Below are 13,765 nucleotides of genomic sequence, written 5' to 3'. Positions count from 1 at the left end.
TTTAAGGGGTAAAACTATCTTCTTTGAAACTCTGGTGAACCAATAATAACGCCCACCACCTGCGAGAGCATGGAGTTGTTGCCCTGCGCCATTTGGCCACCATTTCTAAAACCGCCTCCCTGACGGTTTTTGCGTGGCGCATCAGCGCTGGCCATCATCATATCTTGTCCGCCGGCGTTCATATCCTGCACGTCTGCCGTTTTTGCAGGGGCAGCTTTATCAGCCGCAGCACTTACTTTTTTGGCAAGATTTGGGTCAGACAGCATTGGCGTCAATTGTTTAATAGCCTGATCAAGGTTACGCTCGGGCATAATCAGTTTACTATAAATTGTTAATGCAGCCTGTGGACTTTCCGGTTCGTGGTGATTATTCAAAGCGGCCAAATCAACCCGAACGCCGGGGATGCGTTCGGTCGCCAGGGCTAAGCCAAAGTTCATGCGACTAAGCAGTGCGCCGGTATTGATCCAGTACTGACCGCGATCTGGGAAACCGGTTGGTGCCTGATAACCGTACAAATGCTGACCCATTTTATTGGCCCAGGTATATAATTGATAAGGCTGATTGATCTCTGCATTCAAGCTACGTACCGAACTGATGACCAGCTCAAAAGGTGATTTTGTTTTCTCGCGCAACGCCTGTGCGTTCCAAAACTCTGGCGACGAAACCATGGTAATGAGCACTTCGCGGATATCGCCGTCTTTATCTTTAAAGGTTTTGGCCATCTTATCCAGCAGCGTTTGCGGCGGATTATCGCTCACAAAGCGCACGGCCAGCTTGCGGGTAATAAACTTTGCAGTTGATGGATGATGAGCCAGCATCTCCAACAGATCTACCCCTTCCTGGTAACCGTCATTAGGACCAAATTTTTTGCCTAGCACCACCTTCTGACCACTGTCATGACGATTAGGCGCGAACAGGAAATCACCATCGTGTACCATGCCCTGGGCACGCAGTTTGTCTTCGCCAAAGCGCTCAATCTGCCTTTGCATACCACCAGCAGCGCCACCGCCGTATTGGCCCATCGGGAAGACGGTCCAGCCGGTTAGCACACGGGCGGCTTGGGTAACATCTTGTTGAGTATAGCCACCATCGACACCCAGGGTGTGTAGTTCCATTACCTCGCGGGCGTAATTCTCATTAAGGCCTTGTGTTTTTTTAGCTTGCTGCGCTTTTTGCAAGGCATTCATCATCTGCGGATCGTTCTGTGCGTTTTGCTGCGCAAAACGAGCCAATGCTGCTGATTGGTGTTAACGCCCGTGCTGGTAAAGTTATCCAGGTAATAAAGCATAGCCGGCGATTTGGCAGTAGCCAGCAACAGATCGCCAAACTTTGCAGTTACATTCGGACGAATCACATCGCGCTCATAGTTAGGAATAAACTGCGAGCAATCATTCTTAGTAACAGATACATTGAAGTGATTGAACCAAAAATCGGTCAGTACCTCATGTAGCTGATTATTGCTATAGGCCGCACGTAAAATTTTCTGATTATAAAACTGGCGCAGTAGCTCCTGCTCAGGGCGCAGGCCTTTTTGTTGCATATAGGCTTGCAGCTTATCACGATATTCTTTGCGGACGTTATTAACCGAATCCCGCTCAATCACGCCATCTCGGATGGCCATGCGCTGCACTTGTCCGCCTTTAGGAAAAGTATTGGCAATTTGCGCATTACTCATTTTCAGCGCGTCAAACTTATCGAGCATAGCATCAACTGAATCATCTGGCAGGTTGCCGTCCAGTTGCTGTTCGAGCCAATTTTCCAGCCCCATCTTTACCACCTTGTCCACATCACCAGGGCGTGCGCCGAAGGTGAATCTGCTCAGCAAATGCGCGGCGGCTTGTCGCTCAGTTAAACCGGCTTGCTTGTATGGCAATAGCAGCTTCGGCTTACCTGCTTTTTCGATAATTAAAAAGGATGACAATACCGACACACCAAAAACGGTGAGCATCAATAGAAAGAAACATCTGAACAAGGTTTTCATGATAATAGGGGCTTAACTGGTTAACGTTTAAGGTCGTTTTACATTCCTATGACTATCATAAAATTAATAGGTTTAACCCGATGAAAAAAATTTCATCTTTTTTTCATTATTGTGATGAATTGATCATTTAAAATAGATTGACATCCCGACGAAGGAGGGATCTTTTCGCAAGTGCATGCCTATCCGACATATCGTTCAGAAAAGATCCCTCCTTCGTCGGGATGACAGTGCTATAAGACAAGAAAAGCGGCATAGCCGCTTTTCTTGTTCTATATAATCCTTACTCCACTCCCCTAACATTCATCTGTAAGGTATAAATAGCGGTAGATGCGGTAATAAAGAGTAGCTTCCGGTCTTTACCGCCAAAACAGATATTGGCTGTCCACGGCTCAGAGATGTCTATGTGAGCGATTTTCTGCCCCGATGGATCAAACACCGTAACGCCGCGGCCGGTTAGGTAAACGTTCCCCTCGGCATCCAGCGTCATTCCATCCGATCCCATGTTGCAGAACAGTTGCCTGTTGCTGAGCTTGCCATCAGCACCGATTTCATATTTATAGGTTTTGCTGGCGCCAATATCGGTCACGTACAGGTATTTGCCATCTGGCGTGCCGGCAATGCCATTGGGTTTGCGCAGCTGGTCTTCTACTATTATTGGATCAGTAGCACCTTTGGGCAGGTAGTAGACTTTCTCTCCGTCCAGATCAGTTTTCTTCCTGTCCCAATATTCGCGCTGATAATAGGGATCGGTGAAGTAGATCCCGCCTTTATTATCCACCCAACAATCATTCGGACCATTCATTCGGTGCCCGCCGATGCTTTTCAGCAGAATGGTTACTTTACCTTTAGGGGAGATGGCCCATAGTTGATCATGCTCATCGGCACAAGCAATCAAATTTCCTTTTTTATCGAAATAAGTTCCATTGGCCCGGCCGGCGCTATCCATAAAAACAGACAGCTTGCCGTCGGTATCGTACTTCCAGATCTTATTATTGGGTTGATCTGTAAAATAGATATTTCCCTTCTTATCTACAGACGGTCCTTCGGTAAAACTGAACTGGCGCGATATCAATTGTGGCTTTTGCAAGGTATCAAACAATGGTTTCTGTTGAGCCTGGCCAAATAAAGGACAAAGCAGAGATAGTGCTAATACGAATAAAATTTGTTTCATTAGTTTATAGATGGTTAAGCGAAGATAAACTTAAAGCACCATTTTATTGCAGGCAGATGCCGGTTTGTTGGCTGCGGATGGTTATACTTGCAGGATGTTCTCAAGAGCAGAGTCAACACAGATCAGGCAGGAGTTTTGGACAACCTTTGGGCAGTATATCTCGCCGCAGCTATCAGCCGAGGGGTTAAAGATCAATTGGATGAACTATAAAACCGGGGTAAAGAGCGTTTTCTTCAGGATGCGCGCCGAAAACCGGTCGGCGCACATTGCTATAGAGATCACCCATGCCGATCTGGGCATACAGGAGCTCTTTTACGAGCAATTTCTGGAACTAAAAAACATACTGAACGGCTACCTGGGCGAAGAATGGGAATGGCAGCCATTTTATACCAATCTGGAAGGCAAAACCTACAGCCGCATTTATAAAGAAATTAAAGACGTAAGCATATTTAACCGAAACAGCTGGCCCGAATTAATTAGCTTTTTTAAACCGCGAATTACCGCTTTAGATGAGTTTTGGAGCGATGCCAAATATGCGTTCGACGCACTGAAATAATCAGACAAATCATAAAAAGCAGAGGCCCCAGTACTGGGGCCTCTGCTTTTTATACGTGTTACATTTTTGGCGGCGTTTTAGTGGTATCCTTTTTAGTGGTGTCTGTTTTCATGGTATCAGTAGCAGCCGGAGGTGTGGTTGTGCTGGCTGAATCCATCTTGGTAGTGTCTGAGCTGCTGCTCGCCGATTTTTCTGAGCTGCAACCCACTGCAACTGAACCGATAATGCCCGCTACTACAGCAAGCGTTAAAAATTGCTTCTTCATAAAGTAATCTATTAGTTTCAATGTCAGTTAGGTGAACAGCGGGCGCTAAATATTTGTTTAAGATATTTTGAAAAATGGTGGGATACTCGCCCTCACGTCATTGCAAGAATCTCGCAATGACGTGGATAACAGGAGATGAAGAAATTAATTCCTCGCAGTAACGTCAACCGGCACGGTAGATCCTGCCAACTCCCCCTGAGGTAATGAAACAGGTATTGGATTACCATTGATACTGATAACTACCGAAGTAAGCTTACGCGTTGGATCTGATACCGACAGACTGGTGCTTTTACCATTTCGGCTATAAATAAACACACAAGGCTGACTGGTTTGCAACCTTTGCGACTCTGTAATATAAAGTGTACCCGGTCTGTAGAAAACAGCCATAATGGTGTTGCCTCCTTGTACTGCCTGTACCTGGTTGCTGTTGGCTAATACTTTTATAGGATTATGGGTGGCCATTTTATGTGTGGCAACCACGCCTATATTGGGTTTTACCATATACACATATTTATCACTATGCGCCTGGCTGATATACCAGGTACCAACCGAGTCAATTAGTTTTTTGCCGGCAGATGCCACATCTATCCCCCCCCAATCGCCCTGGCGGTAATCTACTCTGAATTTTAGCTCGGCTTCTTGTACCGGGAAAAAGTAGCCAATGTTGTCGTGCCAAAACCAGCCTTGTCCTTTTAGCTGCTTGCCGGTACTGCTGTTATAGGTACGCTGATTTATGGTAGTAATAATATGCTTCCTATCAGCGCTATTAATGCCTGCACCCATTGCCACCATCATATCATCAATAAAAAAGTAGCTTTTATAAGCGGTAAGCCCTGCCCTGTTGTAATACATGGCGCTCACACCACTGGTACCATTTGAAGCCTGCCCCACAAAACCTGATTGATTTGATGTGGCATGAAACTTTGGATCGAGCACGTTCCAGGTGGTATCTGTAGTAGTGCCGGGCAGCATTTCCCAGCGCCATGCGGCCTCCAGATTGGTGTATTCGTAACCGTCACGTTGTATTAGAGCCACACCGTCATTTAACAGCGTACCTTTTAGATTTTCGCCATTAATAGATTCTACAGGTTTTACAAACTGGCCGTTAGTTTTCACGCTCATCATATACTGATCGTGCTGCAGTTGTATCATGTAATCGCTGCGCCAAAAACCTTTATTACCGCCAAAAGTACAAGCCGGTGTGGTGCCGATACCATCGATCAAAAAATCGCAAGGATTGTAAGCGGGTAATATGCCAGGAATCAGGCTGAAAGCATCACGCATCACTTCACCGCGTTTGCGGGTAAAGTCTGGCCTGATCTGACGGCCGACGGCAGTGATATCCATATTTCCTCTAAACACCGTCCAACGCAAGCCATTCTTGCAATAGTCCAACACAATCTGCTGTTTCTCCGGACTAAAAGCAAACGCCGATCCCGCCGTTAATTTGATCCAGAACAGCGTACTGTTTACAAAGTGCAAACCATAGTTACCAAACTGCAACATGGGGCCGTGCTGTTGATAAGAATAATCAGGCTGTACGCCCTCTCCTGTCGAAACGGTGATTACCGATTGCAGGTTTTGCAAGGCCTTTTGAAAAGCAGCCTGATCATTATGCAGCAAGGCAAAACGTGCCTCAATATCGTGCTGCCAGATCTTGTTTTGCCCCACCGGATTTTTTTGCTGAGCGCGCGGAATAAGTCTTTCGGCAAATGCTAACTCCTCTTGCGTAGCATTTCTATCCAGCATCAGCATAATACTGCAGAAGGCAAAGGGAACGTTAATCTCGTTCTGCCACCAGTTGTTGCACTTAAAATCGTTTCTGATGTAATAGTTCAATGCTTGATGAATAGCCGTTAGATAACGGCTATCGGCATTTTTATGGTAAGCCTTGCACAGCAATATCACACGGTACAGGTGCCAGATTGGCGGCCAGCGCGCGGGAATATCCGGTCGATTATACTCCAGATCTTTCCAGGTGCCTTCTGGGGTTAAAGAGCGATAGTAGCCTTCGGCATTGGTAGTATAAATAACATCCTCCGGAAACTGAAAGCTGCGCTCATTAGCATAAGCGGTATCAGACAATAACAGGTTACGGCATTGATTACGAATGGCCGACAGATCATTATTTTGCGCCGCTGCTTTTAAACACAACAGACAGCATAGTAGTACCAGTAATTTGCTCTTCACAGGCGGTTTGGTTTTAAAAGTATACTATCGCAGCACTTTTTCCCTCAGCTCTCTTGATATTTCTTCGGTTATATGGATGATATCTTCTGCAACGTGGGTGTTATTGGTAATCACCTTATCGCATTCATCTTTATAGGGCAGTAAAAACTCTTTGTAGGCTGGCACCACGTGGTTCAGCCATTTATACATCACATCATCGTGCGAGTAGCCGCGCTCCTGCAGATCGCGTTTCAGGCGGCGCTGCAGGGCAATATCTTCATCGGTGTCGATAAAAATCTTCATGTCCAACTGCTCGGCAATCTCGCGAAAGTGCATAATGAATAAGCCCTCAATAATCACAATCGGAGCCGGCTTAATCTCCAGCATTTTGGGCACCGCGTTGGGGTTATTAAAAGTATACTCGGCCTTGATGATAGATTTACCAGCAATCAGGCTTTCCATATCGGCCGTAAACGCATTACGATCAATGGTAGCAGGCAGGTCAAAGTTATACAGCTTATTTTCCTCGGGCGTCATGTTATGCGCCACGGGGATATAATAGTCATCTTGTGATACCAGGCTTACTTCCTCCTCTGTAAAATGCGAGAAGAAACATTTCAGAAAAAACGTTTTACCAGAGCCGCTTCCACCGGCCACACCAATTACAAACGGCTTATTGTTGCTGATCATTAGTAGGAACGCCGTAGCTGATGTTTACACGGAATTTTTTGTCTAACACGCCCAACGCATCGGCAACGTTTTTGGTTACTACCAAAATAGCGTCTTTAGTGTTCTCGTTATCAGTAAAAGTACCCACTACTTTTGCAAAAGTGGTACGGTTGGTCATTGGGTTGGTAATTTTTATTACCGTGCCGATAGGCGCAGTACGATGCAGTACCAACTTCTTGTTCGGGTCAAAGCCTGGATCGTCCATTGATACCGCAGAACCTTTCTCGTTCTTCATGAACAAACCGTAGCGATTGGCGCGCATATCATGGTCAACATTCACGCTATCACCAGCCACCGAAGTGGTATCTGCTTTGGCAACAATAGGCTGCGCAGACGCCGGCGGCATACCACTGCGTACAGTTAGAATCTGACCCGGGCTCAACGAGGTGGTGGTCAGTTTATTCAGATTGGTGATATCTTCTACAGAAGTGCCAAAGCGTTTGGCAATAGTGTACAATGTTTCACCGGCAGACACTTTGTATTGCTGGGTATTGTGCAGATCAACAGGCTGTTGTGCTTGCTGAGCAGGCTGCGGTGCTTGTTGTACCGGTTGTTGTTTTGCTGGTTCTTGTTTTACCGGCTGAGGCGCTTGTTGCACTACCTGTGCCGGTTTGCTTTCTACCGGCTTGCTTTCTTGTTGAGCAACAGGCTTAACCGGAGCTGAACCACCAGTAGTAAAAGTTAAAATTTCGCCGGGTGTCAACACATCCGACGTAAGGTTATTCTGACGTTTCACTTCATCTACCGTGGTGCCAAAACGTTTGGCTATAGAGTACAGGGTTTCATGAGGTGATACTTTATATTGCTCGGTTTTGGCAGGTGCAGCAGCAACTGCGGCCTTCTTAGGCGCACTTTCTTCAAAAGGGCGTTCTGTTGGCACTTTGATAGTCATGCCCGGCTTCAATACCGCGTTGTTATTAAATTGGATAATAATATTGGGTTTTACATCATACCTGCGACCGACCGCAAAGTAAGTTTCTTTCGGCTCAATTTTATGCAGGATGATCTTCTTTCCGTTCTGATTTTCAACGCCTACCGAATCAAACACCGGCTTGGCGAATACGTGATTAACAGTGATTAATAGGGGTACAAATAAAAAAATCTTAAACCTCATTTGTTTTACTCCGGTTTTTACAAGTTAACAATACTAAGTGCTGATCTGTGTTTAAGGTATATCAAATGGTTGTTGTACTGTACAAACGCCTCCGGCTGCAATTTTTGTATATCGGCATTCAACAAATCGTGATATAAAACATCACTTCCCATCATCACATACAAATGCTGCGTCAGCGATCCAGCAGTGTTTAGCGCGTGCAAAGATACAATTCTATAACTGTTATATAACAGACGGTGCATCATATTTCCATAAGGTTGTATGGGCAACTCCCCCTCCGGTAAAACGATGTCTGGCAGGCCAATTTGGGTATCGGGTTCTGTATCTAACTGAGGGTCATAGGGGCGCAATAGCTCGCCGGTTTGCAGGTTGGCCAGCATCAATTTGCGGGGTTGCAGGCGCGCGTCTGACACCACTGCACCGTTTACCGTAAAATGGTCAAACATCCAGTTGTAGTTTGCCCAGAGCTGCTCTCCTGTTTTTCCATCAATGGCAATAAGGGCTTTGTGCGTTGGGCTGGCATTACTTTCGTAATGGTGCAACAGCAGCACGCCGTTGTAGGCGCCCTCCATTCCGGTTAGCCAGCGTTCGTCGGTGGTTAGTCCTTCAAAATTAAGGCGACCGGCGGCTACGTCTATCGATGCAAAGCTCACCTGCTTATCGGTTTCATTCCGTAATTCGATGAATAATGTATGGCTGATGGGATCTATTTCCATGCGCCAAACCACACCGTTAAACTGGCGACTAAACACGGGTTGCAAATGCGTCATAACCGCAAATATGGGCAATTGATAGCATTATGTAAACCTATTGTAAAGCTTAAATTTCGACCTCAAAACAAATAGGGCATTTTTTACATTTACCCCATATATCATCAAACACTATGAACGCTAAAGAAATCAGCCTTGAAGAAAAACAGGTAAAACCTGTAGTAGACCACCTTAATGATCTGTTGGCCAATTACCACATTCATTATCAAAAATTAAGAGGATGCCACTGGAACGTAAAAGGCAAAAGCTTTTTTACCCTGCACCTTAAATTTGAAGAACTATATACCGCAGCATTAACCACTATAGACGAACTGGCCGAGCGTATTCTTACCCTGGGCAAGCCGCCGTACAGCTCTTTTGCCGATTACATCAGCAAATCTCAACTGAAAGAGGTGAACACCATCGGCATGAAAGATACCGCCATGGTAAAAGCCCTGATTGAAGACATGGCCACCCTGATTGCCATGGAACGTGAAATATTGGAAATTACTGCCAATGCCGGCGACGACGGCACCAATGATATGATCAATCGCTTTATGCAGTTTAAAGAGAAAAACACCTGGATGCTACGCTCATTTAATGACGAGGATTGAGGGGGGTGAAACCTATGTCGTCCCGAACGAACGTGAGGGATTTTTTCGATCATGCTGAGTCAGCATATCGCTTAGAAAAGATCTCTCCCGCTGGTCGAGATGACAAGTAATACAAAAATAGCGATGGTTTACCATCGCTATTTTTGTTAATTCTCTTAACCGCTCACCAATCCACCACTCACTCAATCAACCGCGCTTAAAACCTCATGCCAAAAGTCATATACACATTATTGTATTGATTGCTCAGGTTGCCAATTGGAGTTGGCAGCCCGTTTACAGCGTAGGTAGCATTTGCTTCGCTGTTTTTCACGTTGGTATAAGTAGCGTCGATATAATAATCGCCGAAACGGTAGCCTATACCACCGCTAATGGTTTTGGTATCACCCAGCACATCCTTACGCGGACTGCCCTGTATGCCGTAGCCACCACGCAGATAAAAGTTTTGTGTTACACGGGCCTCAATACCACCGCGCACATTGACGGTTGAGCGGTAAAGCTTCTGGATGTAATAGTTATCGTCGGCATCGCCATCATAGCCACTCAGGTGGGTGGTGGTATAGTCAACATAATCAATATCGCCGGTAATTAAGCCGTACTTGCTCACAAAGGCAATACCGCCGCCAATACGCCACGGTGTGCGCAGGTTATATTCAGAGTGATAATCTGAATAATCGTTCATGCCCTGTGCTGTCTTATACTTAGTGGCAATACCTTCGCGGGTATCATCAGTAATATTATACCAGGTTGGCGTGCTGATGTTTACACCCAAACGGATAAAGTTTTCCGGGCGATAAATTAAACCCAGGCGTGCGTTAAAACCGTTACCCTTGGTAATTTGATCTACCAGGTAATCTGACTGAAAAGTGGTATTGAAGTTATACAGCTCTGTGCCAGATTCTGAGAACGTTTTGGTGGCATTATAACGGATGTTAGTAAAGCCTAACCCTAAACCGAAATACAACTTGTTACTCACGTTACCGCCCATACTTACATCAAAGTTAGACTGCCCGCCTGATGACACTATTGTTTTAGCCTGGTTAACACCCGTAGCCACGTTAGAGTCATAAAGTGCATACGGATCATTAGGGTTGGTTTTATTGGCCCCTACGCTATCAATCAGGTATTGATTGTAGGCCATGGTCTCCAGCGCGCCATCAGGCAAAATGGCATGACCGCTTTTATCTATATAGTTTGAATTATTAGCCAACTGAGCGTAATAATCTGATATAGACGACGTACTGTTGTGCCCCGCGTAATATGCGTTTTGATAGAAGTCATTAGTGCGATTATAAGATAAACCAAAGTTAAGGCTCAACAGCCCTTTGGTTTTATCGGCACCTTTGGGGGTGTTTACTCTGTTATAAAACACAACAGAAGCATTGTTAAAGTTACCCGTCGACTTACTGGCTGAGTTTGCCGAACCCAGGAAATTGGAACCGGTTTTCTGACCATTAAACTCGGGCGTGATGCTCATTTCAGAACGGGTAAACAGACCGATACCCGCCGGGTTGCCGCTGATTGAGCTCAGGTCGCCCCCGACGGCGTAGGAGGCATTACCTACCGCCTTCACCCGCGCGGTTGAGCCCGGCTGAAAGGTTGAAAACTTAATAGCATCCTGCGCAAATATCTGCGAGGTTTGTGCAAATGCTCCTGTTGCAGCAGCCAGTGCGGCCACTGTAAGCACTGTATGTTTAATTTTCATAGATCGTGATATCGTGTTCTAGATTAAGGTCTGCCCGGCCGACTACCACCGCCGCCACCACCGCTGCTTCGGCCACCGCCACCACCACCGCCGCTACTATTGCTGCTTGATGACGAAGGCGTGTATGACGGACGCTCGGTTGGTGTATAAGTAGGTCTTTGCGTTTGCTGATCACTTGGCTGGCGCGATGATGTTGTGGTCATGGTACGGCCACCATTGGTACCGGTAGTACCGTAAATACGAGATGGACGGTTGGGCACAAAATCAGGGTAAATACGACTATCGCCACGGCCGGGCACTACGCCACCTCCGCGAACCGTACCAATCATCCCGCCGCCAACAGTTGAACCTAAACGTGATGGACGTGTGATATTTGACCTGTTATTGGCAGAGTAAATACCCCAATAACCGCCACCATAGCCGTAGCCTATCCCCCAGTATGAATATGGGCTGTAGCCATAACCGTAACCATAATACAGCGGATCATAGAAACTGCCTAAACCCCAGTACGGACTGTAACCATAGTAACCGCCGTAACCTATACCAATGCCTAAACCATAACCCAGGTAAGGGCTCCAGCCCACGCCGCCATAATAATAAGGCGAGTAGCCATAATACAGGTTATCATAGTAATTAAACGGCGAGTAATAGCTAAAACGATTGATGCGCGATGCATAGCTATCATAGTAATAGTAGTCATCGTCATAACCGCCATCGTTATAATAACGGTCTTGCACGGGCGCGTTGCTGCGCGCTATATACTCCGGACTATCGCCGGCTCTGGCATTAGTGTTGTAAACATCGTCATCCCCCTGGTTTGATGCGAGTTTTTGAGTAGAACAGGAACCCAGCGCCAATGCGCTGATCAGGATAATTCCGTTAAGGATGTTCCGTTTCATGTTATAGTGTCTGTTTGTGAAAAGTGGGCCCAAATAATCTTTAAATTTATAAATTTGGCGACAATAAGATCGTAAAAGTACGGTAAAATTAATCAGGAATAAAAACGAGGGGGGTATCATTAACTAAGACCACCGTTACGCCCAAAAGGTTTAATTCCCCCCAATAAAAATTTTCAAAAAAATCCGCTGAAATGAGCAAAGGAATTATTAGCAAAGAAGAAGACTACTCGCAATGGTATAACGACCTGGTGATCAAGGCCGATCTGGCCGAATACTCACCTGTTCGCGGCTGTATGGTTATTAAACCGTACGGTTATTCTATCTGGGAAAAAATGCAGGCGGTTTTAGACAAAATGTTTAAAGACACTGGTCACAGCAACGCTTACTTCCCGCTGCTAATCCCCAAATCATTCTTCTCTAAAGAAGCCAGCCACGTAGAGGGCTTTGCCAAAGAGTGCGCCGTGGTTACGCATTATCGTCTTAAAAATGACGGTAATGGCCAGATCATTGTAGACAGCGATGCCAAATTGGAAGAAGAACTGATCATCCGTCCTACATCAGAAACCATTATCTGGAACACCTACAAAGGCTGGATCCAATCATACCGGGATTTGCCTATCCTGGTTAACCAGTGGGCTAACGTAATGCGCTGGGAAATGCGTACCCGCCTGTTCCTGCGTACATCAGAGTTTTTGTGGCAGGAAGGCCACACCGCTCACGCTACTTCAGAAGAAGCAATTGCCGAAGCTGAACAAATGCTGGAAGTTTATGCAGATTTTGCCGAGAACTGGCTGGCGTTGCCGGTAGTTCGCGGTCGTAAAACACCTAATGAGCGTTTTGCTGGCGCGTTGGATACTTATTGTATTGAAGCACTGATGCAGGATGGTAAAGCTTTACAGGCCGGCACATCGCACTTCCTGGGTCAGAACTTTGCCAAGGCATTTGATGTAAAATTTACTAACCGCGAAGGCAAGCAGGATTTTGTTTGGGCTACCTCATGGGGGGTATCAACCCGTTTGCTGGGCGCGCTCATTATGTCGCACTCTGATGATGCAGGCTTGGTGATCCCGCCTATGCTGGCGCCAATCCAGGTAGTGGTAGTTCCGATTTTCAAGAGTGACGAGGAACTGGATACCATTAGCGAGTACGTAAAAGGCCTGACCAAAGAACTGAAAGCTAAAAACATCTCCGTTAAGTTTGACAACCGCGATACCCAACGCCCGGGCTTTAAATTTGCCGAGTGGGAGTTGAAAGGCGTGCCATTGCGTATTGCCATCGGTAGCCGAGATTTGCAGAATGGCACCGTTGAGCTTGCCCGCCGCGATACCAAAACCAAAGAAAGCACAACGCAGGAAGGCCTGGCCGATAAAGTGGAGCAACTGCTGGCAGATATTCAGCAAAATATGTTTAAAAAAGCATTCGATTTCCGCGAAGCCAACACCGTTGAAGCTAACGATTACGAAGAGTTTAAACGCCTGCTTGACGAGCAGCCGGGATTCATCGCCGCACATTGGGATGGCACGCCTGAGACCGAGCAAAAGATAAAAGATGAAACTAAGGCAACAATCCGTTGCATACCTTTGGACGCTAAGGAAGAAGAAGGCAAGTGTATTTATACCGGCAAGCCGTCTAACAAGCGGGTGCTGTTTGCACGGGCGTATTAAGGTTTGGTGAGTGGAATATTTCCCTTTCCGTTGACCTAAAGTTAATAAGTATGTCATCTCGACCGTAGGGAGAGATCTTTTCGGAGCGATCAATCGGGATGCAAAATCGAAAAGATCCCTCACTATCGTTCGGGATGACATCTTTTATTATG

At 46.2% G+C, this 13,765-nt stretch carries 13 protein-coding genes; 3 read left to right on the top strand and 10 right to left on the bottom strand.

The window, feature by feature from the left end; all coding sequences use genetic code 11:
- Positions 1-14: 14 nt before the first annotated feature.
- The 3 genes from ABZR88_RS06750 to ABZR88_RS06740 form a co-directional block, all read right to left on the bottom strand.
- Positions 15-1,232 (bottom strand): DUF1800 domain-containing protein, encoded by a 1,218-nt coding sequence (locus ABZR88_RS06750; RefSeq protein ID WP_245917023.1) that lies wholly within the window; start codon positions 1,230-1,232, stop codon positions 15-17.
- The gene (locus tag ABZR88_RS06745; protein ID WP_107828181.1) at positions 1,187-1,981 is read right to left on the bottom strand and encodes a DUF1800 family protein; all 795 of its coding nucleotides are present in this window, start codon (positions 1,979-1,981) and stop codon (positions 1,187-1,189) included. The genes ABZR88_RS06750 and ABZR88_RS06745 overlap by 46 nt, the downstream gene beginning before the upstream one ends.
- A 280-nt stretch (positions 1,982-2,261) precedes the next feature.
- A complete protein-coding gene (locus ABZR88_RS06740) occupies positions 2,262-3,152 on the bottom strand; it encodes an SMP-30/gluconolactonase/LRE family protein (RefSeq protein ID WP_107828182.1) in 891 nt (296 codons plus the stop codon).
- A gap of 94 nt (positions 3,153-3,246) precedes the next feature.
- Here ABZR88_RS06740 and ABZR88_RS06735 point away from each other — a divergent pair, with 94 nt between their 5' ends.
- Positions 3,247-3,708, top strand: coding sequence for a DUF4268 domain-containing protein (locus tag ABZR88_RS06735; RefSeq protein WP_107828467.1), 462 nt, complete (start codon positions 3,247-3,249; stop codon positions 3,706-3,708).
- Between the two features lie 58 nt (positions 3,709-3,766).
- On the opposite strand, the gene ABZR88_RS06730 is transcribed toward ABZR88_RS06735, so the two are convergent.
- The 5 genes from ABZR88_RS06730 to ABZR88_RS06710 form a co-directional block, all read right to left on the bottom strand.
- A complete protein-coding gene (locus ABZR88_RS06730) occupies positions 3,767-3,973 on the bottom strand; it encodes a hypothetical protein (protein WP_107828183.1) in 207 nt (68 codons plus the stop codon).
- A 144-nt stretch (positions 3,974-4,117) separates the two neighbouring features.
- Positions 4,118-6,163: a polysaccharide lyase family 8 super-sandwich domain-containing protein gene (locus tag ABZR88_RS06725; RefSeq protein WP_107828184.1), complete on the bottom strand. Its 2,046-nt coding sequence runs from the start codon at positions 6,161-6,163 to the stop codon at positions 4,118-4,120.
- A gap of 24 nt (positions 6,164-6,187) precedes the next feature.
- A complete protein-coding gene (locus ABZR88_RS06720; protein WP_107828185.1) occupies positions 6,188-6,832 on the bottom strand; it encodes a uridine kinase in 645 nt (214 codons plus the stop codon).
- Positions 6,816-7,985, bottom strand: coding sequence for a LysM peptidoglycan-binding domain-containing protein (locus ABZR88_RS06715; protein ID WP_107828186.1), 1,170 nt, complete (start codon positions 7,983-7,985; stop codon positions 6,816-6,818). The genes ABZR88_RS06720 and ABZR88_RS06715 overlap by 17 nt, the downstream gene beginning before the upstream one ends.
- Before the next feature lie 17 nt (positions 7,986-8,002).
- Complete coding sequence (locus ABZR88_RS06710) at positions 8,003-8,755, bottom strand: DUF4905 domain-containing protein (protein ID WP_107828187.1); 753 nt, start codon at positions 8,753-8,755, stop codon at positions 8,003-8,005.
- A 113-nt stretch (positions 8,756-8,868) separates the two neighbouring features.
- Here ABZR88_RS06710 and ABZR88_RS06705 point away from each other — a divergent pair, with 113 nt between their 5' ends.
- Positions 8,869-9,348: a Dps family protein gene (locus tag ABZR88_RS06705; protein ID WP_107828188.1), complete on the top strand. Its 480-nt coding sequence runs from the start codon at positions 8,869-8,871 to the stop codon at positions 9,346-9,348.
- Between the two features lie 196 nt (positions 9,349-9,544).
- Here the strand turns inward: ABZR88_RS06705 and ABZR88_RS06700 are convergent, their stop codons facing one another.
- Entirely contained in the window at positions 9,545-11,050 is a 1,506-nt protein-coding gene (locus ABZR88_RS06700; RefSeq protein ID WP_107828189.1) for an OmpP1/FadL family transporter, read from the bottom strand.
- A 23-nt stretch (positions 11,051-11,073) separates the two neighbouring features.
- Positions 11,074-11,949 (bottom strand): hypothetical protein, encoded by an 876-nt coding sequence (locus ABZR88_RS06695; protein WP_146166516.1) that lies wholly within the window; start codon positions 11,947-11,949, stop codon positions 11,074-11,076.
- 191 nt (positions 11,950-12,140) lie between these two features.
- On the opposite strand from ABZR88_RS06695, the gene proS reads away from it, so the two are divergent.
- On the top strand, positions 12,141-13,613 hold the full coding sequence (gene proS / locus ABZR88_RS06690) for a proline--tRNA ligase (RefSeq protein ID WP_107828191.1): 1,473 nt from the start codon (positions 12,141-12,143) through the stop codon (positions 13,611-13,613).
- Positions 13,614-13,765 lie beyond the last annotated feature (152 nt).

The sequence above is a fragment of the Mucilaginibacter yixingensis genome (genome assembly GCF_041080815.1).
In the GTDB taxonomy this organism is placed as follows: Bacteria; Bacteroidota; Bacteroidia; order Sphingobacteriales; family Sphingobacteriaceae; genus Mucilaginibacter; species Mucilaginibacter yixingensis.
The sequence above is the reverse complement of the archived record's forward strand: the minus strand, read 5'-3'. Positions and strand labels throughout refer to the sequence as shown.